The 24,633-nt window shown below is 40.9% G+C and carries 24 protein-coding genes; 15 read left to right on the top strand and 9 right to left on the bottom strand.

What is annotated here, in order from left to right:
* Positions 1-139: 139 nt before the first annotated feature.
* Together MKS91_RS01110 and MKS91_RS01105 are read left to right on the top strand one after the other, a co-directional pair.
* On the top strand, positions 140-637 hold the full coding sequence (locus MKS91_RS01110; RefSeq protein ID WP_258569002.1) for a hypothetical protein: 498 nt from the start codon (positions 140-142) through the stop codon (positions 635-637).
* Positions 638-703: 66 nt separating this feature from the next.
* A complete protein-coding gene (locus tag MKS91_RS01105) occupies positions 704-1,420 on the top strand; it encodes a queuosine precursor transporter (protein WP_258569001.1) in 717 nt (238 codons plus the stop codon).
* A gap of 320 nt (positions 1,421-1,740) precedes the next feature.
* On the opposite strand, the gene MKS91_RS01100 is transcribed toward MKS91_RS01105, so the two are convergent.
* From MKS91_RS01100 to MKS91_RS01090, 3 genes are all read right to left on the bottom strand, one after another.
* Entirely contained in the window at positions 1,741-2,343 is a 603-nt protein-coding gene (locus MKS91_RS01100) for a hypothetical protein (protein WP_258569000.1), read from the bottom strand.
* Between the two features lie 86 nt (positions 2,344-2,429).
* Positions 2,430-4,130, bottom strand: a complete 1,701-nt coding sequence (locus MKS91_RS01095; protein ID WP_258568999.1) for a hypothetical protein — start codon at positions 4,128-4,130, stop codon at positions 2,430-2,432.
* 167 nt (positions 4,131-4,297) lie between these two features.
* Complete coding sequence (locus tag MKS91_RS01090) at positions 4,298-5,602, bottom strand: hypothetical protein (protein ID WP_258568998.1); 1,305 nt, start codon at positions 5,600-5,602, stop codon at positions 4,298-4,300.
* Positions 5,603-5,793: 191 nt separating this feature from the next.
* Here MKS91_RS01090 and tgt point away from each other — a divergent pair, with 191 nt between their 5' ends.
* A complete protein-coding gene (tgt, locus tag MKS91_RS01085) occupies positions 5,794-6,918 on the top strand; it encodes a tRNA guanosine(34) transglycosylase Tgt (protein ID WP_258568997.1) in 1,125 nt (374 codons plus the stop codon).
* A 346-nt stretch (positions 6,919-7,264) separates the two neighbouring features.
* Here tgt and MKS91_RS01080 read toward each other — a convergent pair whose 3' ends face one another.
* Positions 7,265-8,146 (bottom strand): hypothetical protein, encoded by an 882-nt coding sequence (locus MKS91_RS01080; RefSeq protein ID WP_258568996.1) that lies wholly within the window; start codon positions 8,144-8,146, stop codon positions 7,265-7,267.
* Between the two features lie 173 nt (positions 8,147-8,319).
* Here MKS91_RS01080 and MKS91_RS01075 point away from each other — a divergent pair, with 173 nt between their 5' ends.
* Positions 8,320-10,233, top strand: coding sequence for a DNA internalization-related competence protein ComEC/Rec2 (locus MKS91_RS01075; RefSeq protein ID WP_258568995.1), 1,914 nt, complete (start codon positions 8,320-8,322; stop codon positions 10,231-10,233).
* 55 nt (positions 10,234-10,288) lie between these two features.
* On the top strand, positions 10,289-11,152 hold the full coding sequence (locus MKS91_RS01070) for a DMT family transporter (RefSeq protein ID WP_258568994.1): 864 nt from the start codon (positions 10,289-10,291) through the stop codon (positions 11,150-11,152).
* Between the two features lies 1 nt (position 11,153).
* On the opposite strand, the gene MKS91_RS01065 is transcribed toward MKS91_RS01070, so the two are convergent.
* The 5 genes from MKS91_RS01065 to MKS91_RS01045 form a co-directional block, all read right to left on the bottom strand.
* Positions 11,154-12,338, bottom strand: coding sequence for a hypothetical protein (locus MKS91_RS01065; RefSeq protein WP_258568993.1), 1,185 nt, complete (start codon positions 12,336-12,338; stop codon positions 11,154-11,156).
* 80 nt (positions 12,339-12,418) lie between these two features.
* Complete coding sequence (locus MKS91_RS01060; protein WP_258568992.1) at positions 12,419-13,222, bottom strand: thymidylate synthase; 804 nt, start codon at positions 13,220-13,222, stop codon at positions 12,419-12,421.
* Positions 13,222-14,601 (bottom strand): hypothetical protein, encoded by a 1,380-nt coding sequence (locus MKS91_RS01055; RefSeq protein ID WP_258568991.1) that lies wholly within the window; start codon positions 14,599-14,601, stop codon positions 13,222-13,224. The genes MKS91_RS01060 and MKS91_RS01055 overlap by 1 nt, the downstream gene beginning before the upstream one ends.
* Before the next feature lie 33 nt (positions 14,602-14,634).
* Positions 14,635-15,402 (bottom strand): hypothetical protein, encoded by a 768-nt coding sequence (locus MKS91_RS01050; protein WP_258568990.1) that lies wholly within the window; start codon positions 15,400-15,402, stop codon positions 14,635-14,637.
* A 69-nt stretch (positions 15,403-15,471) separates the two neighbouring features.
* Positions 15,472-16,134 carry an O-methyltransferase gene (locus MKS91_RS01045; protein ID WP_258568989.1) on the bottom strand — a complete coding sequence of 221 codons (663 nt, stop codon included), beginning with the start codon at positions 16,132-16,134 and terminating at the stop codon, positions 15,472-15,474.
* Positions 16,135-16,263: 129 nt separating this feature from the next.
* Between MKS91_RS01045 and ndk the strand changes: the two genes are divergently transcribed.
* The 10 genes from ndk (at position 16,264) to MKS91_RS00995 (ending at position 24,565) form a co-directional block, all read left to right on the top strand.
* A complete protein-coding gene (gene ndk / locus MKS91_RS01040; RefSeq protein ID WP_258568988.1) occupies positions 16,264-16,671 on the top strand; it encodes a nucleoside-diphosphate kinase in 408 nt (135 codons plus the stop codon).
* A 155-nt stretch (positions 16,672-16,826) separates the two neighbouring features.
* Entirely contained in the window at positions 16,827-17,402 is a 576-nt protein-coding gene (locus tag MKS91_RS01035; protein ID WP_258568987.1) for a hypothetical protein, read from the top strand.
* A gap of 176 nt (positions 17,403-17,578) precedes the next feature.
* On the top strand, positions 17,579-19,534 hold the full coding sequence (locus MKS91_RS01030; protein ID WP_258568986.1) for a hypothetical protein: 1,956 nt from the start codon (positions 17,579-17,581) through the stop codon (positions 19,532-19,534).
* Positions 19,535-19,726: 192 nt separating this feature from the next.
* The gene (locus tag MKS91_RS01025; RefSeq protein WP_258568985.1) at positions 19,727-20,209 is read left to right on the top strand and encodes a hypothetical protein; all 483 of its coding nucleotides are present in this window, start codon (positions 19,727-19,729) and stop codon (positions 20,207-20,209) included.
* A gap of 66 nt (positions 20,210-20,275) precedes the next feature.
* On the top strand, positions 20,276-21,571 hold the full coding sequence (locus tag MKS91_RS01020; protein ID WP_258568984.1) for a hypothetical protein: 1,296 nt from the start codon (positions 20,276-20,278) through the stop codon (positions 21,569-21,571).
* Between the two features lie 52 nt (positions 21,572-21,623).
* The gene (locus MKS91_RS01015; RefSeq protein WP_258568983.1) at positions 21,624-22,220 is read left to right on the top strand and encodes a glutathione S-transferase N-terminal domain-containing protein; all 597 of its coding nucleotides are present in this window, start codon (positions 21,624-21,626) and stop codon (positions 22,218-22,220) included.
* Between the two features lie 68 nt (positions 22,221-22,288).
* Positions 22,289-23,194, top strand: coding sequence for an oxygen-dependent tRNA uridine(34) hydroxylase TrhO (gene trhO / locus MKS91_RS01010; protein WP_272880530.1), 906 nt, complete (start codon positions 22,289-22,291; stop codon positions 23,192-23,194).
* Positions 23,195-23,219: 25 nt separating this feature from the next.
* Complete coding sequence (locus tag MKS91_RS01005) at positions 23,220-23,681, top strand: hypothetical protein (RefSeq protein ID WP_258568982.1); 462 nt, start codon at positions 23,220-23,222, stop codon at positions 23,679-23,681.
* Positions 23,682-23,735: 54 nt separating this feature from the next.
* Positions 23,736-24,146, top strand: coding sequence for a hypothetical protein (locus tag MKS91_RS01000; RefSeq protein WP_258568981.1), 411 nt, complete (start codon positions 23,736-23,738; stop codon positions 24,144-24,146).
* A 5-nt stretch (positions 24,147-24,151) separates the two neighbouring features.
* Entirely contained in the window at positions 24,152-24,565 is a 414-nt protein-coding gene (locus MKS91_RS00995) for a fused MFS/spermidine synthase (protein ID WP_258568980.1), read from the top strand.
* Positions 24,566-24,633: the final 68 nt, after the last annotated feature.

The following is a 24,633-nucleotide window of genomic DNA, read 5'->3' as shown; positions in this document are numbered from 1 at the left end:
GTTTGGTGCATTCATCTACATGTTGATGCTTATTTTAATACCTGCATATTTTATTTCGACTGGCGATTTGGTGACTTGGCACAATAGGATCAGTATGCGAATTATTTCCTTTGTGTTATTTATAATATGGATATTTTACATGTCGTCTACAACGCCTTTGCTTCCAGAGAGATTGTTTTGCGAGTACCCCATAGGCACATTGGTAACCCTAATGGCATTATTTGCTCTTTTTAGGGTAATGGTTTTTAATGTTGATAAATTAGCCCGTTATGCTGAAGCGTGTCAGGTAAGCTGTTATCATTTTACCCAAGTTATTTTTATGCTGCTTGTGGTGAATTATGAATGGATTTCCTTTCCGGGTAAGGGGGTTGAAGAGCACTCCCCTGGCATTGGTTTTTTTGAATCAGTCATACTGTTTGTGCTGTGGCGGTTGGTGTTTATTCCGTTATGTATTAGAAGGGGATTAAGCAGTTATATCCAAGGGTCATTTGCTATTATGTTACTGACCTGTGGCTATGTGTTTTTGAGTGATAATGGCTTTAACGTTCAAAACATTGCGTTGATGAGTACGGTGTTGGCCTTCATCATGTGGGCTATGATCAAAATATCCTCAGCACGGTCAGATACAGACTCCTAAAGACATTATGATTGTCTATATTGCGATTCAATATGAAGTGTGATATATTTATCACAATGATAATTAATGTCTTTTTTAGAAAGGGATTTGGAGAATGTGATGAATGAATTGTGGTTTTTTGTGCATATCGTTTGGGTTGGTAGCCTTGCTTTTTATTGTCGCCATAAATCTGCTGAGGTGCAAACAACCTTGATGGTTGTGTATGCTATCTTAGGTAATCTGATGGTCTTGAAGCAAATGTCATTATTTGGTTTGCAGGTAACAACAGCAGATGTGTATGCTGTGGGTGTTATCTTGGTCTTAAACTATATTCGTGAGTCTTATGATGATAAGGCAGTGCACCAAGCCATGGTGTATTCCTTTGCAGGTTTGGCATTACTGGCATTGGCGGCATATTTTCAGGTGTCTTATGAAGCGTTGCCTGGCGATAAGATGGATGCTGCCTATCATCAGCTCATGCAGCCTTTCCCTAAAATTGTCATGGTGTCAGCTGTGGTATATCTGGTGGTGCAGTATGTTGACAATCGCCTGTTCTCATGGATGCGCACTCTGGCCGGAGATCGATACTTCATGGCACGTGTGTTGTTCTCACTGATCTTTTCTCAAGTGTTAGATACCGTACTATTTAGTCTGTATGCATTGGGCGATATTGCCGCATCTTTGTGGGATATTATTGTGTTCTCATCGTTAGTGAAGATACTCTGCTCAGGCTGTATGGTATTTAATACAGCCATATCACAGAGATTGTCAGGCTTATGGCAGAAAATTAGCCAGGCCTCTTAATCGATAAAACGGGCTTTTTTGGAAGACTAGTGCTTAGTAGAAGATGTCGATTTATCTTGTGTGTCACACCTATCTATAGGTAGGGTAGGGGGAGGATGATTTCTTTGAGAGGGTGTCTGTTGCTTAATAGATTGGATGGCTTCGTGAAGAATTGCTGCAGAAGCGGTCTTTGGTAGCTGGTCAATCTCAGAGGACAGTTCTTCAATATCTTGGTTAAGGGCATTAACCTTTTGGGTTAGGGTTTTAACTTTTTAGCAGTACGGATGCAATCTGGCTACCAAATATTTCTTCTGGTGTTGGCATATGAAACTCCGTTTTTACTATTGACACTGTGTGTCAAATATCAAACTGTCTTCTTCAGATGCCTTTGGGCAAATGGGATTATTCAGCTTTTGAGGGTATCTCTTAATGTCTTCTTGTGGTTGTTTGGTGGCTAATGGATCTTGTGTGACGCTAGGATGCAGCATATCAGATAAGTGGCAAGCTAAGCGGTAAAGGGTCTGTTGATACTGAGCATTAACCACGTTAAATGTATCTGTTTGGGACCGAGATTTCATGAATTGGTGCAAGCTTCTAATGGTATCAGATTTGTGCCCAGTATTTTTTAAGATAGCTTGGCAGTGTTTGTTTGTTATCTGATGGTATGCATCATAGAGGGGCGGCGTCCGCTCTGTTAATTGGGTGATTTGGATCCCAAATGGTGCATATTGTCTGATATGATGTGGGATATTATGTTGAGCGAGTAGATTTGCAACATCACGTTCGGTTACTGTGCCGCTTTTAGATGCTAAGACTTCAACAAATACCATATTGATTTCAGGGCTTTGATGTATCATTGTGTATTTATCAAGGTCGCTTGATAGTTTGATAACCTGTTCTAATAAGAATAGGGCATTGTTCCAGTTGTGTTTGTTGTTCATCATAATATCCTTAAGTTATATATAATAACCTAAGGAAGTTGAACATTTACTCAAGGCATTATTAGAGAAACACTTTTTAAAACATGTTTTTAAATTGGTTTTTTGGTGACCAAGCTTTCAGGGTCACAGGTTTTAACACAACCAAGCCACAGCGCCACCAAAATAATGAGCATGGGTAAATAGTTTGGTGCAACAAGACCCAAAGCTAAAGGCATAAGATGCGTTACGATGGCAGCAATATTGATGCTTTCTTTAAACTGTTGGGCGCTTTCAGGACTTAGACTCTCATTGTTCATGAAATCTTTAATCATTTTAGAGTCTTCATCCGTTAAATTGCTAAGAGTAGGATGCGCCTTTAGAAAGCTTTGTGCCATATTTTGTGCTTTGAGTTGGGGCAATGAGCCATCTAGTGAGGAAATGATAGCAGCAACCAATTCTGACATATTATTTTCATGCGCTACTGGTTGTATTTCAGACACGGGTTTTGGCGTAAGGGATTCTGAGCTTTTTGGAGTAAGGGTACTATTGGCTGTTAGATCCTTATCTGCAAAAAATCTGGAAACCCACGTCAAAAATCCTGTCACTTCATGGGTATCACATAAGTGTTCTAATTCACCCAATGTCTCAAAATGAGTCTGATAATAGTTATTATAAATATAGACCTCAGGCTCTGTTTGAGTATAGTGCTGGTAATGTATATTAATCCACCCAGGGATATTTGCTTTTAGTTGTTGGGGTAATTGATGTGGTTGAAAATTTTGAACAGGATAGGCATTGGCACTACATTGCAGTTGAATGGTTACACCAAATATATTGGCAAGTATCGTGAAGATAGTATCTGACTCCATGCCAGAAATGGGGTTATTGGTACCATTTGCGGTGATGGGTAGAGGATCTGCTAGTTGGCTATTCAGTTCATGAACATACCGGCGAATGATCGGAGATAAATGTCTTTCAATAAAGGTTGCTGAGATCGTGCCGTCAGTGCCATGGGCTCTAAGCATCTGTATAAAATCTGGGGTATTGTAATCATTAGTTGTTTGATGGTTGTATGCTGCAAGAAAACCACTATTGAGTATGCGATCGGCTTCACCAGGATGGGCGATGACATAATTCATCAGGCCTTTGATAAAGGCGTGATAGCTACAACTGTCATTAGATCCGCTGGTTCTTTGTCGCGGTAAGTTGGCGGGCGGATTAACTAGAGGATGATTGATGACGGTAGCATCAGTAAATGTTTGATGTAGTTTCTCTTCTCGGCATATCACAGCAAGATCATTTATGCTGGTATCTGGAGTCCGGTTTTTTTTCGCCATGATGTCAGCGATCAGTGATAAGTCGTCATCTTTTTGAGAATGAAGCACATAGCTAAGCTGAGCTAACTGTGTGTTGGGGCTTGAGGTTTCGTCTATGCTGGCTAAATATCCTGCCATTTCGTCATCAGAGATGAGATCTTGTTCCCTTAATGCTGTAATCAGGCTTTGAGCATCATTTGAGGCATAGAGGCCAGGTGTTTTTTGATAGGTAACACTATCTAAGTATGCTCTAGAGACTGGAAATGATATGCAATTTTCCCGAGATTGGTATATATCTTTTGCTAGGATATTAATGTCTGTTAAGACTTCGTCCTGTTCATCTTTGTTGCGGAGGTTCTGAAAACATCTGCTTGCACTTTCTGGAGAAACGCTTAACGGGCGATAGTAATCAAGGCACGTTTGGGCCTGTCCAGAGGTTAATGTTCCTATGTTTCCTTGCGTCAGGCTAATGTAATTTCCAAAGGATATATGCATTATGTTTTCTATATTTTGATTATAGAATATCATAACACATTTTACTGCTGAAAGTCAATCCTTTAGCCCCTTGTAGCCTTAAGGATCGTTTGTTTTTCTCAAGGTTTGATATTATTATTCAATGGCATATTAAGCATTTTTGCCTTGATTTTGATCATGCTGTAAGGCTAGAGTTGGTCATACGATAATGATGGCTCTTGAGGCTCAGCGATATAGAAATGGTTTTTATCTTTATAAATTGAGATACCGAGCCATACTGCTGTACATAAAATGAGTGGTATGATACTGACTGGTGCAATGACACCTATACATAGGGGGCTGATATGCTGAATGATTTTTGTGAAATTGATTCTTTTAATAACGTGATTGTTTGCACTTAGGTCCTCAGCGTCTAACTGTAGAATAGAATCTGTTAAGTCACCACGGTTTTGTTTTAAAAAGTCAGGGTGCTCTTTTAGGAGTCTTTTGGCCAATATTTCAGCAGGAGTAGTGGATATAGGGAATCGCTCTAAAAGACTCGCAATTAGAGCAGTGAGTAGCTGTAATTGATTGTCTTGGTTAGGCTGAAATAGTGATACATCACATAACGCACCTTGAGCAGGCCTAGCGGCTGCTATTGATTCATCAGGGATAACTTTTGTTGCTGGCATGGCACGCATGCGTTGTTGAAAGGCATCGATGCTATGTTTGTTATATCTATAGATAGGGTCTTTCCCAAAAGCAGAGGGCACTTGGTCACTGATGGTTTTGAGTTCACCGATATCGGTATGACACAAATGGTCAAGGGGGCCAAGTGCTTCATAATGACCAACACCCTCCCACGAATGTTGAATTTTAACAGTGTTACTAGGCCTGATCATCGAGTGATAGTTATTCATTCTTACGGTATAAAAAGGACTATTGTTTTCTTTGCCATGAAATACGTGTAAATCGTATTCAGATGCATGGGCGTGTTCGCGTACTTTGGAAACAAAAGGTGTACTAAAGACAGTTGCGCCAAATGAAAAGACATATTTTCCGAATTGAGCACCATATATTGGATTGTTTTGATCAAATCTGGGTAACCCTGTGATGGGGCTTATTGATTTAGAGGATTGTATTTGATAGGTTTTGCAACCTTCTCCAAGTAGCGGGAAGTTTTGTTGGTTATTAAGCTCGTGTACATATCGGCGTAGTATGGGAGACAGTGTTGCTTGTATGTGTTCCTGCGAGGCTTTTTGGCCATCACCGTTGTCTTTTAACCACTGAACAAATGTTTGAGTATCAATACTGGTGTTGTTATAACGATTGAATGCATCAATGAAGCTATATTCGCCATTTAAAACTTTTTCTTGCGCAGATGGGCTAGATCCTATCACATGGTTGATGATCCCTAATATGCTGGCATGGTAAGAGCAGTTATCTCTGTCGCTAGATGTTTCTTGCGGTTGTAGGTGGATTATTTCGTTAAAGTAGTTTGCTTTATTTCTCATTTATATGTTTATTTTTATCTATATTGTTATTTTATCCTATTTAAGGCCAAAATGCAACGCGCTTGCTTTTTAAGATTTATTTTCAATGACTTATGTTTTTATTTGGGCGGAGTGGGTTGAAAATATAGGTGATGTTATTTTTCTTCAGGTTGTGTTATAATCATCATAATGGAAAAACAATAAGGTGAAGTGTGTTTAAGTTTGAAATCTTACATCAATCAAAAAAATCAGAAGCCAGAGTGGGTCGAGTCACCACAAAACATGGTAGCTTTTTAACACCAGCATTTGTTGCAGTGGGCACCAATGGGGTCTTAAAAGCAGTAGATCATGTCTCCATTGCAGAGCTTGCATTGCCTTTAGTCTTTGCCAATACCTATCACTTAATGCTTCATCCAGGCGCAGATACCATTGAAAAAGCCGGAGGGATTCATCAGTTTTCTGGTAGGACTGGTCCGATTATCACGGATTCAGGTGGGTTTCAGGTATTCTCATTGGCCTATGGCTCTGTTGCCAATGAATTGAAAAGCAAGGGCAAGAAGAAGCACGGTAACAGTGTCTTAAGTATTACCGAGGAGGGTGTGGTTTTTCGTTCTTATCGGGATGGGGCTAAAATTACCTTAACCCCTGAAAGCTCTATTGAAGCACAGAAGAAAATCGGGGCAGATATTATCATTCCTTTTGATGAGTTGCCACCGTATCATATGGATGAGCCAGCACTACAGCGCTCTTTAAATAGGACCCATCGCTGGGAAAAGCGTTCACTAGATGCGCATTTGGCCAACCCAAAACATCAAGCCATCTATGCAGTGTGCCATGGTGGTGTGAATCCAGACTATCGTAAAGAAAGTGCTCGATATTTATCATCATTGCCCTTTGATGGATTTGGGATTGGGGGAAGCCTGGGTAAAAATAGACAGGAGTTGGCATTTGTATTAGAAAATACCATTGGGCATCTACGACCTGAAGCACCGAGGCACTTATTGGGCATCGGTGATATCCCATCGATAACAGACAGTGTTCCTGCAGGAATTGATACCTTTGATAGCTCGTACCCGACCAAAGCAGCTCGGCATGCGGTGGCATTTCATCCCGACGAACCTGTTCGTTTAAAATCAACAAAACACCGTGAGTCTTTTGAGCCGATTGAGCAAGGGTGTCCCTGTTTCACCTGTAAGCATTATACCAAAGCTTGGTTGCATCATTTGTTTAAAGCGCATGAAGCAACGGCGCATTCATTAACAACCATTCATAATTTGTCATACATGACACGGTTAATGACTCACTACCAATCATTGATTTTGAGTGATCAGATGTGACCTATTGGGTGTGCATTTTACAAGACGAGATAATAATGAAAATGTTTTTAGAACAAGACCGTCGGGGTGTCCCATTTGGCATGATGTTCCAGTAGAAAAAGCGTGGAAGGTATTGTGTCAATGATACCATTAGACCAATGATGTCGTATTACTACAGCATCAAATAGATTATGACAGTGATTGTAAATCCGTCATTACTCAGTTAAAACAGCCATTGCCAAATTGTACCGTGAATGCTTTTGCACTCACGGCTTACGGTAAAAGGCTTGAGGATACACTCCATGTTATGATGGAAGAGATTGACCAGAAGATGGAACAGGCGCGTCATGCATAACCTTTTTTGGGGTTATCTGTCAAATCTGAGGCCCTTGAGTTCTTCACCTTTTGCATCCAAACCTGCGATATACCAAGTGGTCTCATGATGTGATTTGAAATAGGCTTTTAATGATATGGCATCACAGGTATGTTCTAGGCCACAAGTGGTTAATAGTTGGTAATAGTTTAAAGCAAAGATCGGTAGAACATCTGCGTCTACTGCCGTTTTGAAATATCTTAGGACAAGCTTTAGCGTGTGAATACTATGGTCAACTTGCATTAAATGTGCAAGACCTAAAATGTTGTAGTAATAAGCTCGGTATATATGACTATTAGGAGACAAATACAACCAAGCCATATTAATGTTAGCTGCTAGTTTTAATGCATCTTTTGCATGGCCTTTAAACAGCGCTGATGATGCGGCCATCAGTTGTTCTTTAATCTCATGTTTATCATCAAAGAACCGGCACAGTGCTTGCAGTATTGTGCTACAGCATGAAGATTCCTTAGGCGTTTTTACCTGGAGGTGTTGGTGCACTAAGGTACCTGTTTTTTGATAATTCATCAGTGTTTCGTGAATTGATCCGTATGACTGTTGCTCAAGAGGGGTACAACTTAAGAGTTCTTTTCCAGTAGCATTTGCCGTGAGAACGTTAGGGAAGTTCTCAAAAATATACGGCTGATAAAAAGGCATATTAAGACCAATACTCTCTGAAAAGTCCATGATGCATACATGATCAATAAGATAACCTCTATATGGCCCTGAAAATAATTCCACATGAGGGATGAGTGCTAATATTGCATCAACATCCTTAGTGGTATGGGGAAGAGGTGTTAGTGGGGAGGGTAGGGGCAGTTCTGTAATTTTTTGATCAATTTCAGCCCGATTTTTTAATCGCTGTTCTTCATTCATAGCCATTTTCTTGCCTTTAGGTTATTAGCATATTATTTGGTAAGGAAACCAGGATGTCAAACTGTTTGTAGTGAACGGGATTGTGCTTTTACCATAGATGTTTTATGAATACAGCTTTGAGATAAGCGGTGTTAATCGGGATATTATGCTATATTTCAGGCCTACTGATACCGATGATGGCTGGCAAAATAGGTATTGGTTGCCTGATGGTGGTTTTAGGTGGGTATTATACCAAGCACAAACAGTATGTCTTTGGCTGTATATTAGGTGTATTGCTGGGTTATTTGCAAACATACCATGGTACTTCTTCAAATGAAACAAGCTTGGTTGGTGAGGTATCTGAGCGTATCGGCTACCAATCCACAGTCCTTGTGACACCCTATAACCGATATTATTGGCCAAGATCACTACAGTATTGGGGCTGCCGTGTTGCAACTAAGGGGGTTGCTCGGATGCCGTATCGCCCCAAAAACCCTGGAGGCTTTGATCAAAAAAACTGGCTTTTGAATCGTGGCATCAATCAAGTGTGGCATGCCAATGAGGTGGATGTGATATCGTGTCATAAGACCATCCACCAACGTTTTACCTACTATATAGATACATGGTTAGGGCAATACTCCCTACAACACCGACCTGAAATTGAAGCATTGTTATCAGGGCGTTCATCCTCTAAACCGACATATTGGTATCAGTTGGGGATCATCCACTTATTAACCATTTCAGGTGTCCATATCCAGTTATGGTATCAGGGACTTAGAAAGACATTGTGTATATTACATGATAATACGCAATGGTTGGCATTATGCTTAACCTTTATGTATGTTGCGCTGTTAGGTTATAGTGTGCCTTCTCTAAGGGCCTGGTTGTTTTTGCTGTTGTCCTATCAGCATCACTATTCAGGGTTTAGACGTTTAAATGACATAGAACGTTTTGTATTAAGTTTGGGTATTATCTTAAGTTTGGATCCTCACACCATTTATGATATGGGGACTTGGATGTCATTTATAGCCTCGGGTGTTATCTTGTTATCCCGTTACTTTAATCAGTCCATCACAGCCCCGTTGTTTTTTTCTATTGCAGCGATTTCAAGTATGTATCATCAACCCACGTACCCGGTATCACTTTTAGCCAATATTCTGGTGCAACCCATTATCATCGGTTGGATCCTACCGTTGGTGGGTATATTGATGGTAGGCCATGTCTGTTCTCTTGACTTAGCCGCTTGGGCACTATTACAGTTAGACGGTGTCTTTTCTTGCATTGCATCTGCCATGGCCATATTGGAACCATGCAACAATCTTTCATTGTTGTTATCCAAAGCAAGAGTATTCTCAGTATTGGTTTTCTTAATACTATATTATCTATTTCAAGTCCGATTCATCTGGGGGATATTGTTATGGATAAATTGGCCAATCACTGCCATCAGCCAAGGACATTTTGCGATTCATGCTCTGAATGTTGGTCATGGCTTGGCCATTCTAATTCAAACCCAGTCACATACGTTATTATATGACATTGGTAGTCAGTACCAAGCTGATATTGCCCATCAAGCCGTTCTGCCGTATCTCTACCATCAAGGAATCATGGCACTAGATAGGGTGGTCATCAGCCATCCCGATAAGGATCACATGAGTGGTTTATCTTCGTTATTAAAAGCCATGCCCGTTGGTGACATGATCACCAGTATTCCATTATTGATTCATCAAAAGCAACAGTTATGCCAATCTGGTACGACTTGGGAGTGGGATGGAGTGGTATTCAGGGTGCTCCATCCAAACCAGTCTCAAGTGTGGGAGGGCAACAATCAGTCTTGTGTCTTACATATTTCAGGCACCAAAGGTTCGGTGTTACTAACTGGAGATATTGAGTCACGTGCTGAGAAATCTTTGGCGGCTCTGTATCCCCATCAGCTGCAATCAACCATTCTCCAGGTAGCACATCACGGTAGTTCTAGCTCTTCCACTCAAGACTTTTTACAGGCAGTCAACGCAGATTATTACCTAATCAGTGAAAAGCCCAATAAAAAACTGCCTCAATGGTCAGGGGTCAATGGGGTGGTTTATCCTTATTTTTACCATTACCTTTAGTCCTTGTATATTCACATAAATTTTGTTAGGCTTATAGCCGTCTGAGGAGGAGAATATGTTACATAAACGCTACGCAAATTATTATGGTATCTATAGCTTGGTATTGTGGTCAATCACTGCCACAATGGCAGTCAGGCTATCCCATTTACCAGCTTTTGAGGTTTTAGCCGCTATAAACCTGTTTGGTTTTCTCGGCTGTTGTGTCGTTAATAGTTATTATCGGTTATGGGGGAAGATCCTCCAGCATCCCACTTGGGTGATTGTCTTGGGTACATTGGGTATCTTAGGTAATGATTACTGTTATATATTAGCCTTCCACTATGCACCACCTTCTCACATCGACATGGTCAGTTATCTTTGGCCATTATTACTACTATTAGGCTCTAGTATCTGGTTTCGTCAACCATTGGCTCGTGATGAGATGGTTGCCGTAGGGGTTGCTTTTCTAGCAGTGATGGGCTTAATGTTCAGTGATTCTTGGACTCTATGGCAATATGAATTTCTTAAAGGCTATGGGTTGGCTTTTCTAGGCGCCATTCTCTGGGTTGTCTATTTAATATCAGCAAAGTCTTACGGTAAAGATGCTCGAGAATTATTTACAATATACACCTTCATTGGCACAATATTATTCTCCCTCCTATATTATTATGACAGTACTTATGTCACCCCAACCGCATTGGATATGGTTAGTTTATTTATCATGGGGTGTTTTAGCCAATGCTTGGCTTATATCTGTTGGGATTTTGCAATTAAATATGGTCAAGTCACCTTTTTGGCAATGTGTGCCTACCTAAGCCCAGCGCTATCAATTGTTTGGCTGGTAATCTTAGGGCATACCAACGCTAGTCTACAATTGTTATTGTCTCTTTGCGCACTAACCTATGCCATGTGGTTGCAGCAACATCTAGCTGACTCATAGATTAAGGGGCAAGAGTAAAGGCAGGTGTGTTAACAAGGGCATTTTGAACGTCAGCAATCAGCTTCTGAGTCTGCTCTTGGTTAACTTCATTAAGTATTTCATAGGTGCTATATAATGCTCCCCCAGACCCAATGGCAGTTGCTAATATGATATGTGCGACAACACCTGTTCCCAGTGAGATTAGAGACGCGAGCAGAATAGCACGATTCAAGTTTTCAGCACTGGTTAAATCAAGATCCTGCAGTTTGGTGTGAATTTTATCCAGAAGTTGCAGCATTTCTTTTTTTAACGTATCAGTAGAGACGTCCTCTAAGTATTCTTTGAATTCAAGTAGCCGTAAGTGCTGAACGATTTCAGCATTATTTTCAATCAATGAGACCATGGCATCAAGAGGGCTTAATGTGTTGCTTTTGATATCATCGGCTATCTGGGCTGCTTTTGTAGCACCAACAAGCTGAGAAAACAGTGAATGCGGCTTAACTGATGCATTGAACGCAACCGTTTTTAGTTGAGATAAATAGATGAAAAGGGCACAAAATGAACCACAATCATAGGTGTTTTTTTGTAATACTTGAGATTGCTTCTGATGGTTATGAAAGGTCGCATGAGGCTCTAGGTCATTAATCAGGCGTTCGGCGGTCTCTGGAACCCAGGAATAGCCAGCAATACTATTAAAATAGTGGCATTGCACGTGTTGTTCACCATCAATCTCCTTGGCTTCAATAACCAATGTCACATAATGGTTTGGACGAGCGTGTTTAGAGTTGCGTACCGGTGCAACATTTAATGCTTGTGCATACACCCCATGAATTCTGGCAAGAGCAAAGGCGCTCTCAAATACCTTCTTAGTTCTACCATTTTGAGCATCATCGTTAATGCTGTCATTACAGTTAATAGGGGCTTCGCCACTATGGGCCAATATCCCGCCACCAAAGCGAGAGGGCTCTTGCCATGACGTGGTATTGGCAAGGTTTAACAAGGCGGGAAGGTTCATTAAGTTCATTTCTGCCAGCATAGCTGTTTGTTCACAGGCTGCAGCGGATGGTAGATCAACCCGACTGCTGTGTGAAAAACTGTTGGGTGTAAGAGAGCTATTGAGTTGTAGCAGTTTTGTGATATGGTTGGTTGTAAATAAGCTCAGTTCTTTTAATTTTGCAATATCAGCATTATTGGTTGTTGCATTCATGGCACACTCCTTGTTTCACTATGGTATTACAACATCTAATAAGCGTAGGGTCAAGTACTGTGGTTAACAAATAAGCTTTATTATACCGCAATGGGTGCTTTGATTGTGGGATGATGTTGGTAATCACATATACGAATGTGTTCTGCGGTATAGGCATCCATTGATTCTGCTTTCAGCAACTCAAGTGTTGGTGGAGAGAATGATGACCGAGACAACTGGGTTTTTACGGCATCAACATGATTTGAGTAAATATGACAGTCGGTGCCACTCCACACAAAACTTCCAGGCTTAAGTTGACACTGCTGAGCAACCATATGCGTCAGCAGACTATAAGATGCAATATTAAATGGCACCCCTAAGAAAGCATCAGCAGAACGTTGGAATAATTTACAATGTAAATACCCCGTTGCTGAGACATAAAACTGAAAGAGAAGGTGGCAGGGAGGTAAGGCCATGTTCGGGATATCCGAGACATTCCATGCTGAGACAATATGCCGTCTTGAGTAAGGATTCGATCGAATTTGCTCGATGACAGTTTGTAGTTGGTCAACGGTACCTTGATCGGTTTCCCAATGGCGCCATTGCTTCCCATAAACAGGTCCAAGATTCCCATGATTATCGGCCCACTCATTCCAAATTCTAACATTATTGTCTTTCAAATATGCAATATTGGTTGAGCCTGAAATAAACCATAGCAGTTCATGAATCACTGAAGGAGTATGAACCCTCTTGGTTGTGATCAATGGAAAACCTTGGGTGAGATCAAACGTCATTTCATGGCTAAAAAGACTTTTAACTCCAGTACCTGTCCGATCAGGGCGCTCCTCTCCATCCCTTAGGATCTTTGAAAGGAACGCATGATATGTTTGATCAAATGAGTTCACTAAAGACCTCTTGGAGGGGTTGGTATGTATGCATTATCACCTTGACTCAGTCTCTCCAGCATTGAGGCAAAATCATTGGTGGCATTTTCTGAATATGCTTTTTGAAGGGGATAAAATTCATTATTATCGCCATCCTTTTGGATTGGAGCATCTTCATTGGTCACATACTCAGCAATACTCCCGAATGTCCTATATTCTTCAGTTTGTTGATTTAGCTCAACAAGGCAAGCTTTGCCTAAGCAGAGAATGTAGCCGGCTAATTCATGGAGCAGTTCTACGGTCTCTGTCGTAGTTGCGGCCTGCATAGCACAGGTCAACAATCTTGCAATGTTTTCTTTTCCTGGAATAATATCAAGGGAGGCTAAGGGAGCATTGACTAAGCGGTCTGTGTAATTAAGAAACGCTTGGGCACTGGCTTTGTCTCCTGCATCACGATGGAACCATGTTATCAGGCTCTTTAATGACTGTTCATTGGTATAAGCTATGCCATCCTGGTCAATTGACGAATATTCTGCACTGGATTTTATTGCATAGTCTGTAGCATTCGTAGTAGCGTAATTAATACTTCTAATGCCTGTTTTCACGCTTGCTGCGTCTAATGATCCAAGGTCGCTTAATTTATTTTCAACCAATTCTTGACAGTCCTCGAGGTGTCGGTAAAAATCCTCAAGTGTTGAGGCATCAATTTGACTACGCTGGTTAGCACTGGTGTTAAGAGATGGAAAAGCGGCTTCGTTCGCAAAAATATATTCAGGTCCTACAACAGTTTGAGAAGAATTCAGGGTTGTGAAGTACTGAGTCATCATTTGTTCTGTAATTTGAGGTTGAGAAGAAGGTGCTAACTCAATTTTCTCAAAGCCCTTACTCCATGTGAACGGCCCAGGATTGTTTAGAATGAACTCTGATTGAATCATGTATCTCTCAGTTTTCTGCTGCTCTATGATTGTCTCCAATCGAGCTATGCGATCCTCAAACGATTCAGCGCTTTCTGTTAATGCTGTCATTTTGTCATTTAACGTATTTCTTTCGGTTTCTGCGCTATCTGCACGGACAGCTAACGCATTTAAAACCGTGCTGTTAGATGTCAACGTTGTACGCATCGGACCCAAAGCATTTTGAATCATGGTTTGAGTCGAAGTAAATAGGTTGCCAAACCAGCCTGATTGACTTTTAACAGTTTTCTCTACCGTTTTTGTGTTGCTAGCAAATCCATAACGGTAGATTGCAAAAGCTACTAGAAGTCCTGCACTTGCTAGGGCGTAGGTAGGCCAGGGGGTTGCTACCAAGATTTGTGTTAATTGAAATGCATACACTTGTAAGGCACGTATCGCATGGTAAAAAAATTGTTGGGTTTGATTCCAAATAAGGGTTGTGTTCATAAAAAACGTCCTGGTTGTTACTGGTTTGATGTACTATATGGCTGATTTTATGCTTAGACCATCGCTAGCATAATCAGCAAGTTCCTTGAGTGCATCTTCTGAAGCCGATACGTCCTTGATAATACTCGCCCAATGCTTATCAGTTGCAGCTGTCTTTCTAGCTTCTAATAGCATGGCTTTAAGATCCGAGGCAGATAATCTGTCTGTATCGGTTGTTTTCAATATGCTCATAAAAGCTTCATCAGATTGTTTCAGTTTTTGAATAGTTTTGCCTGACTTCTTAGTACGCATAGCTTGGTCGTTAAGTATCTTTAATGTATCCCTAAAGTCATTCATTTTTGTGGTAACTTTGCGTATTTCTACCGTTAACTCGAAAATTCTATGGTTGATTGCAGGAATTAAAAGGCCAAGGTAGGTTTGTATTGTATCATTTAATGCTTCTCGCATTCTTGATCTAGTTTCTTTCATTTCTACCGTTTCGGCTGAAGAGGCAGATTTAATAACCTTTGAAGTTAGTTTTCGATCGAGATGTTTTCCTAGATTGCTCATTACAGATTTTCGATAACTCGCTTCTAAGTCGTAAATTTCATTAACCAAGAGACCTAGTGGGTCAATAAAGGCTGTCGTATTGAGTTTGGCATCTGTTGGTGTTATTTGCTTTAAGAAATGATGTGAATCAAAGTCAGCTTTAATTGATTGGCAGAATTCTGCGAGTAAACCATCGATACTTTCAGCCCCAGCTCTTTCTGCGCTTGGCCTTGATTCGGCCTGGGCGGCCTTGGCGGCCATTCCATTTAACATAATATTATCTCCATTTAATAAATTGTAGCGCTATGTATACTTGAGTGCAAGACGGCTGTCAAACTATTTTTATAATTTTCTGATGAGGGTCAAACCGTCATGGAAGGGTAGTATGACAGGGTCTACCCGGGGATCATCTTGTATTTTCTTATTTAAAGCCCGAATAGCTTTAGCAGTTTTCTTCTCAGGAGCATCGGTGACAACCCGTCCCATTAAAAAGATATTGTCTAGGATGAGTATCCCCCCAGGTCGGAGTAATGTTAAGGCTTGCTCATAATATATTGGGTAGTTGGGTTTGTCAGCATCAATGAAAACTAAGTCCACCAATGCTATGCCAGATTGTTGAAGTTCATTTAACGTATCTTTCCCTTCTCCAATCCTTAAATCAATTTTATGACGAATACCAGCTTGTTCCCAAAAAGGGATACCGTGAGCAACCCAATCAGCATTTTTATCACAAGCGATAACCCTTCCTGACTCAGGCAGTGCTTGGGCCATGCATAAGGTACTGTAACCAGTAAATACCCCCACTTCAATAATCGATTGAACCTCAAAAGCCCTAACAATCCAGGCTAAGAAAGCCCCTTGTTCAGGGCTAATTTGCATACTGGAATAGGGGTGTTCTACGGTATGTTCTCTTAGTGCCATTTGCACATCACTTTCTACCGGTAGAATGGATCGTAAGTAGGTTTGTAAGTTATTGGGCAATAGCTCATCTGAGTCCATCATCATTCCTGTTATCGTAATACCATGATATTATCATGATTTTTTATGATTATACATCGTTATTTAATCGTATTTGTATCTTTACTTCAATCAGGTGGATTGCTATGATGTGGCAAGATACATTGGAGAAAAAACATGGCAATTGAGCAAACATTATCAATTATTAAGCCTGATGCGGTTAGAGATAATAACATCGGTAATATCTTGGCAATCTTTGAGAAGTCAGGTCTAGTCGTTAAAGGCATGAAAATGCTACAACTGACTCAAGAGCAAGCACAAGAATTCTATGCAGTGCATCAGGAAAGACCTTTCTACAACAGTCTTGTTGCGTTTATGATCTCAGGTCCAGTTGTTGTATCGATCTTAGAAGGTGAGAATGCGGTATTGCATCACCGTGATGTCATGGGTGCCACCAATCCTGAAGATGCTGCTGAAGGAACAATCCGTCAGTTATATGGTGCTAACATTGATAACAATGCGGTCCATGGTTCTGATAGTTTAGAGAATGCAAAAATAGAATGCGATTTCTTTTTTGCTGAGTAACCATGCTTTAAAAAAAGCGCTGCTGTAACCAACAGTGGCGCTTTTTTTATTGATCTTAAATAATCACCAATACCGGATGCCAGTGCCAGTCTTGATAAAATGTTGGCCTTACCCAAGAGGAAACGAAGAGTGTTGTGGAGAAAGTGGAGAAAGCTGTGTTGAAGCCACAGGTATGGTCTATTATGCAGGAGATTGATGAAATAAGGTCTATTACGCAGGAGATTGATGATAATAGTAATCAAGATGTGAGTTTTTGTCTGAAAAAGGCACTTAAAGATTATGATGGATTGTCGCTTAGCAGGTTTCATGGCAGTATAAAGGAGGCTATGCAGAGGGATTTGTTTATGTCTAATTGTCTTGGTATTAGACAGGATGATCACAATATTGCTGGCATAGCTAAAAAGATCGGTAGGTGGCCGCTTACGGTACGCAAGGAGGTTATGCAAGGCTTCCTTACTTTCATGGACACAATAGAAGACGCTGATTATAAAAAGACTATTCAGACTCAAGCTTTACATCACGTCAACAACGAAAAATTAGGACCTATTATAGAAATTTATATTGATAAAAAACCCCAATCTTCGCTCACTGAACCAGTGGGGAGCGCTGCAGATAGAGCAAATGAGGGTGCTGAGAATGCTAGACAAAACAGAAATAATAAAGAACCTAAGCCCCTTCAAGCCCCTAATGTTGGCAGGGGTCCGGATGGTGAAGGAGGAACTCGTCTCTGATAAATTAATAAAGCGCTGCTGTAACCGACAGTGGCGCTTTTTTTATTGACCTTAAATAATCACCAATACCGGATGCCAGTGGTAGTCTTGATAAAATGTGGGCATTTGTTCCTTTTTTCTGACAAATAAAAATAACGCGCTATAACCCTATCAATTTAAAAACAATAGGTTAAGCGATGAAATATGAAACGACATTTATGCTCTTTGAACGTGGTCAAGGTTTTGATCAGACGAAAGCTCAGGATGCAAAAATTCTGGCTCTTGATTTTGATCAAACACTCAATTCATATCATATGCATGATGACCATGTTGGTAAAGCTTTTGATGAAACATTGGGTATTCCGCGTCTTTGTTTTGTAGTAAATCCATGTTACAAGATGTTACAAGCTTCGATAGAAGAAGGGGGATATGATAAGAGTGTGGCGCAAGCGCTAAGAGCCTTAAAGGATCATGATAAATTTAAGTCCATGGTAGACTGTGTTTATAAAATTTCTGATGATAATGATGTTGTTGGAAATTTTAAGGAATTGCAGAAAAGCTTTAAGTTAGCTGTTAAAGATGAAGCGGTGCGAACAAAACTATTAAAAACATTTGTGTGTGATGATGATGATGATGATATTGAAGAGTTAGTGGATGCCGATATTCCCCAAGCTCAAGCCGAAAATTGTGATAAGATAAGACAGCTGACATTACGGCTGAAAACTATGCAAACTGCTGATTTAGATAATAAAATATTGGATGAGCAAATGCCGCATATCAATAAACTTCAAAGCTTTAAAAAAGAGTATGATAGTAATTCACCGCAGTTAGATGTATTAAGACAGGCGCTATTTGCTGAAGGTGGGACTATGGCAATGCTAGGGGGCATGGGAAATATTAGTAAACTCCTCAACTTCAAATACCTACAAGGGTTAAATTTCGAAAGTGAAGATTTTTTAAAGGAAAATCCTGAGTGGAAAGATGGGCTTAATAAGGAAATGATGAAGACTATATATGATAGGGTGAGAGAAGGTAAACCTTGCGCAATTTTATCTCACGGTTCGTTTCCAAAGCCAATTGCAGTGGCTATGGAGGCCAAACTAAAAGAGTTGGGGGGTGGAGAAGCGTGGTGGAATGATCATTCTAAGCATCTTAAGGTCATTGCTTCTCCAGAAGGTCGTAAGGATCATTCAAAAGTACATCATTTACAAACCGTTTTAGGTCAGTTTATGGACGATAAGGTTGGTGATGGTATGGGTCTGGAAGAAGCAAAGGCTTGGGCTAAAGACCTTTTGCAGGGTGGGAATATGGTGTTTGTGGATGATAATGCTAATAATGACTTTAATAATGATAGGGGGAAGCTCAAGCAGGTAGAAAAATTTATAACTGATTATAAGCCTGCTGCGCAAACACATGCTAGCCTCGGTGAGGAAGGAGGCACTTTCGATGATCAATCTGCTCCTCCACGCCCTACCGCTGCTAAGCCTCGCCAAGCTCCTCCACGCCCTACATCTATGCCACCTCTAGAAGAGAGCAGGAAGCTGATTATGGAAATGGGTGTTGCCAAGGAAAAAAGCTCAAAGTATGCACAAGGTTTTGTTGATAATATAACGAATATAAAAGATTTAATTTCAAGCTTAACATCGCTAAAGGATTTGATGAAGAGTGCTAGAGCTGATCAAAAAAAGGTTTTTCTAGATGATGTAGAGCACTTTTTGGAAGCATCTAGTGGTGACATTAACTCTAATCTGAGTAACCTTGTCGTTGCAAAGGAGTTTGCTAACCTGGTTGGTTATGAAGGAAGTTGCCAAGAGATTGTTAAGGCGCTATCACACCCATCTAAATCTAATGTTAGGCTAAATATTATAAAGGGTACTACAGCGTTGATAAAGGGGGAGAATTCCCCTAATATTGAGAAAACAAAAGAATTGGCGCGTGGATTTTTTAAACAAGGTGCGAGCTTTATGAATATAGAGAAGGAAATAGCTAAAAAGGGGATACTTCAGCAAGCGGGTAACGTGGTTTATTATATACGCATGGAGTCTATGAGGGATATGTCGTCGCTCAAAGCAAATGAAGAAAAAGAGCGTAGAAGAAAGGAAGGGCCTGCACCTAAAACTGATGACCCGAGAAGAGCGTGTGGGGGGGCATGATTTGTTAGCTTGATTGCGCAACAGCAGTGCGGTTTTATTCTATAGGTGCTTTAGTGGTGTGATTCTTAGTCCAGAGAGTCATCACAGTATTACGCTGCTTTTATTCAATGGGATAACATATGGGTTCTTTTCTCTGACAAATAAAAATAACGGGCTATAACATTAAGTAATTAAAAATATTAAGGTGATGTAATGAAAGATCCTAAAGTGGAAACATTTATTGAAAAAGGACTATATGATCTTGCAGGCGCGGTGACAGCTAAAAGATTGAAGGAGGCATTTAGATTAGGTGAATCATCGAATAGGGCTAATAAGATAGATGCTTTCCTTATACCTTTAAAATCAGATATTAATTTTAATGAAAAGGTCATCGTTTGCCAACAATTGGCAAGAGCATATGAGTTAGCTAATGTGTACAAGGATGAAGGTTTAAAAGGGGAAATTGCAAACGCTATTACGGTCAATTTTGGACCAAAGGCTCCAGCGCCTGAAGAGATCCTAGGTAAACTACAAGATGTTGTAAAAACAAGCGCCAAAGTTTTCAATAATCTTGAGGGATATGCGTTTGTAGCGTCAGTTTTTTTTCCTCCAGCAGGGGCATTGCCGGCGGCTCAGGCTGTGGGAGTGCCAATAGCTAAGGCTATGGTCAAGTCGATAGCTAGTGTTATAGAATAAAATAATTTTAACCCTATAAAACAAGGGTTTGATGGCGTTAGCGGTGGTTAAAAAAGCACAAAGAAATTGCAAAATGCTACCCAAAATGCTATCATTGGTGCCTTTGAGAAAGCAGGTGCTACCGGTCTGGTTAAGGCTGCCGAAATATGTCAGACATCATCTAAGGATAAAGTTGGGCCCGAATGTGCTAAGTTGATAACAAAACGTATTAATCAAGCGGCTACTGTTTTTAAGTCGAAAGGGGGTAAAGCCACGGCTCATCAGGACCAAATGAAATTTAATGCTAATTTAAAGTTAGAAAGAAATGCTATGGGCTGTGTTACTGGTGATGATAGGGAGGCTCTAGCAAAAAGCTTATCAACAGCAACACTGAAGAATAGTAAGAAGCTATACAAAGCGATGACGCCTCAGGTGGTAGCAAGTTTTAATAAGAGGATGAATGGGATTGTGAGCGTGAACGCTAATGACATCATGGGTAAAGGTAAGTCAACGGATATCGCAGCTGGTGCACTAACTTTTATGTCTGATGTTCGGTTATTAGACTCTCTTAAGGTCTTTAATGAGTTGACCGGTAATTCAGATCAAGCCCAGAAAGCTGTGAGGGGGACATTTGCTTCAGGTAACATTAAGGCAAGAATGACGGTAATGCACAAACTTTTTGATAAGATTGCTGACATCAATGATCAAAACAATGATCTTGCGAGTCAATTGGCGAACACATTGTCTGGAATGCTTGTAGAGGAGAGAGGGTCTTTTGGTAAGGTATCAGGACAACTAGAAGTAACAGCAGAAACGTATGGCCCTCAGAGTTTGCTAATGGATTTGTATAAAGGCAGCACTGGTGATGACGTTATTAAAAAGCATCAGGCGGGGGCTAGTGTTGTAGTAAATAAACTTGCGGGGCTTGTCAATCAACATCGTGAACAAGAAACGATTAAAGAGGATCAGCGAGATGCATGTATTGAGCGTATAAACAATAATAATAATGGTTTTGTCCATCGAGAAGAGATGATTCAAAACTTATACAGGGTGGTTGAACGTCTCGGCGAACTTAAGGATCAGAGCGAGTTAAATCATTCTCAGGCAATGGGTGCTGTGCAAGCATTTTTAGAGGGTACAGAACTAAGTTCTCTCGATCTACGTTCTAAGCTTAGAGACTTGGCAACTGACGCGGCTCCAGGCCCTCATAGTTCAGGGCGATTGCTTCGTACCACCCCTACGGCGGGTAGCTTGGAAAGAACAGCCCAAGCAGCAGTGAAAGTACAGGAGACAAATAGAGCGAAAAAAAGAAGAGTGTCACCTCAAACATCCTCCTCGCCAGTTCCTAAGTCGCCTGGAAGAGCAAGTAGCAATGCTTCGTAAATTAATAATGCCTTTTTAGGGGGTATTTGGTAGGATGTGGTAGGGGGTGTTTATGGCTTTATTATATACGTTTAGGCGGTGTCCTTATGCGATTCGGGCTAGGTTGGCTTTGGCATTGGTGTGGATGGAAGTGGAACAGGTTCAGGTAGATTTGAAGGATAAGCCTGAGTCGATGTTGTTGGTGTCACCGAAGGGAACGGTGCCAGTATTGGTGTTGGATGATGGTTCGGTGATTGATGAGAGTATGGATATTGTCTATTGGGTGTTTGGGCAGCAGATGCCAGATCAGTGGGTTGTGTTGAGTCAAGAAGAAGAACAGATGGCAGCTAGCTTATTGGATAGGTTACATCAAGTGATGATTCCGGCATTGAATCGGTATAAATATGCCAGTCGGTATGAAGATGTGGATTTGGTGGTAGAGGGGGAGCATATACGAGGGTATCTGAAGGTATTAGAACAACAGTTAATAAACCATGGTGGATTGGTTGGTACAGGGTATTCTTGGTTGGATGTGGCCGTGTTACCATTTGTTCGGCAGGTGGGTATTACGGATAGTGGGTTATTGGCTGAGAGTCCTTTGGTTGGGGCGTGGTTGGAGACATGGTTAGAGGATCCCTGTTTTATCGCTGTGATGCAAAAGGGGGTGTAAAAGATCTTGGATGGTCTATACATCTGATAATTAAACTGTTATTATTTGTTATATTAAATTTTGGTAAAATGATGTTAACAGTTGCAGCACTCTATGAGTTTAAGAAGCATAAGATGAACGAGGCGTTGAGAGTCGCCATTATGGAATGTTGTCAGAAGTATGATGTTTTAGGGACATTATTGTTGGCTGATGAAGGGATTAATGGGACGATTGCGGGGAGTCAAGCTGGGGTGGATGCTGTGTTGGTGTTTATTCGGGAGTGTGGTTTTCAAAGCTTAGAGTGGAAGTTGTCTCATGCGGTTGAGAAGCCATTTTTACGATTGAAGGTGATCTGGAAAGAAGAGATTGTGACCATTGGTTGTGATGTAGATCCTTGTGAGATTGTTGGGGATTATGTGACTGTAAATGATTGGAATGATTTGATTGTAAGAGATGATGTACTGTTGATTGATACCAGGAATAACTATGAGTATGAGCTGGGGACATTCAAAGGGGCTGATAATCCTGATACAGAGTGTTTTAGGGAGTTTCCTCGGTATGTGGCCAATATTGATCGGGAGAAGTATCAATCGGTGGCGATGTTTTGTACTGGAGGGATTCGGTGTGAGAAAGCCTCATCCTATATGTTGGCACAAGGGTTTAAAAAGGTTTATCACTTGAAAGGTGGGGTCTTGAAGTATTTAGAAGAGATTCAAGAGGAAGAGAGTCTTTGGGAAGGGGCATGTTTTGTGTTTGACCGTCGGGTTGCACTGGGGCATGGCTTGAAGATAACGGACCATATTCAGTGTTATGCGTGTCGGCGGGCATTAACGCCTGAGGATGCTATGCATCCAGATTATCAGAAAGGGGTGTCTTGTCGTTATTGTATTCATATGACCTCGGAGGCAAGGCAAGCGTCTTTTGTTGAGCGTCAGCGGCAAGTTGAGATGGCGGTAAGTCAGGGTAAGGAACATATCGGTCAGCGTATCGAATAGTGTTTCAATCCACAAGGAGTGTGGGATGGGTATTGTATTACCATTGGTATTGGCAGAGGGCTTTGTGGTCTTGGCCTCTGAAGTGACATTGATGCGTTTATTGATGCCGTATGTTGGTTCAGGGATTGATGTCACAGCGATATTGATTACTGCGATTCTTTTGCCGATGGCATATGGTTATGCCTATGCAGGAACATTGGGGCATGCCTCAAATGAACAGGTGGTTGCTCGAAGGTTGTGTTATAACTTTTTTATGGCTCAGGCTATTTTATTGGTCGGGTTGTCGTATTTGAAGGTTGATCTGTTCTTTCATCTTTGTGGCGTCATTGGTTTGGTGAACCATTGGATTCTGACGGCTATTTATGCTGTGTTGTTTGTGGTGTATCCAGTGTTTTTATTGGCACAAACCTTGCCGCTGGTCACTGCGTATTTTAAAGAGGTGGGTGCAAGGCAATTAACTGGTCAGCTATTATTTTTCTCAACGTAAGGATCATTTTTTGGCGCCATATTAACCACCTTGGTATTGGTGGGGCTCTTTGGGGTGAGTTGGATCTGTGCTGTGATTATCTGGGTGTTGTCAGGGATGGTGTATATGGTGGGTGGTTTCAAGCAGCCATTATATTGGGGTAGTATGATCTTGAGTGTGGCAGCGTTATTGATGGCGCGTGTTGGTTTTATGCAAAGTGCGACAGGGATGTTGATGCAAACGCCTTATAGCAATATTAAGATTTTAACATCTCCTGATGGGCAAGAGCGTCATTTAAGTATCAACGAATCCTTTAGTAGTAAAGTGTCTGGTGATGGGGGTTATTGGTATATTCAGTTTATTGAACAGCACTTTATTAAGCCGAAGGATCAGAAGATGAAGATACTGGTGTTGGGGGCAGGTGGTTTTTCTTTAGGGCAAAATGATGGGTTGAGTATGATTTTGTTGATATTGAAAAGCAGTTGAAGCCGGTGGCAGAAGGGTATTTATATGGTCGGCCGTTGCCAGATAATGTGAGGTTTTATGCAGAACCTGCGGTTGTGTTTTTAAGACGTCAAACGCAACAGTATGATTTGGTGGTATTGGACATGTATAAAGGGCGTTCCATGATTCCAGGGCATTTGGTGACCTATGACTTTTATCAATTGGTCAAGGCTCATGTTAAAGACGGTGGGCAGTGTATTTTGAATGTGATTGCAAGTCCTATTGTGGGGGATAGCCGCTACGCATCAAAAATGGATAATACCATCAAATATGCTTTTCCGTTTGTGGAGCGGTATCCCTTGGGGTATGAAGCGTTAGAAAATATTATCTATGTATATACAGCTAAGGATCATAGAGAGATTTATTCAAGAGAATCTTCTCGTCCTGAGATGGACCAGTAATCAGGGATAGGGGTTTGAGTTTGCACCCCAATTACGCTATACTAAGTCATCGTGCTAAATAAGGATTT

This window comes from Candidatus Synchoanobacter obligatus, assembly GCF_024259865.1.
In the GTDB taxonomy this organism is placed as follows: Bacteria; Pseudomonadota; Gammaproteobacteria; order Comchoanobacterales; family Comchoanobacteraceae; genus Synchoanobacter; species Synchoanobacter obligatus.
Note: the sequence above shows the minus strand (reverse complement) of the source record. Positions and strands in the feature narration are given on the sequence as shown.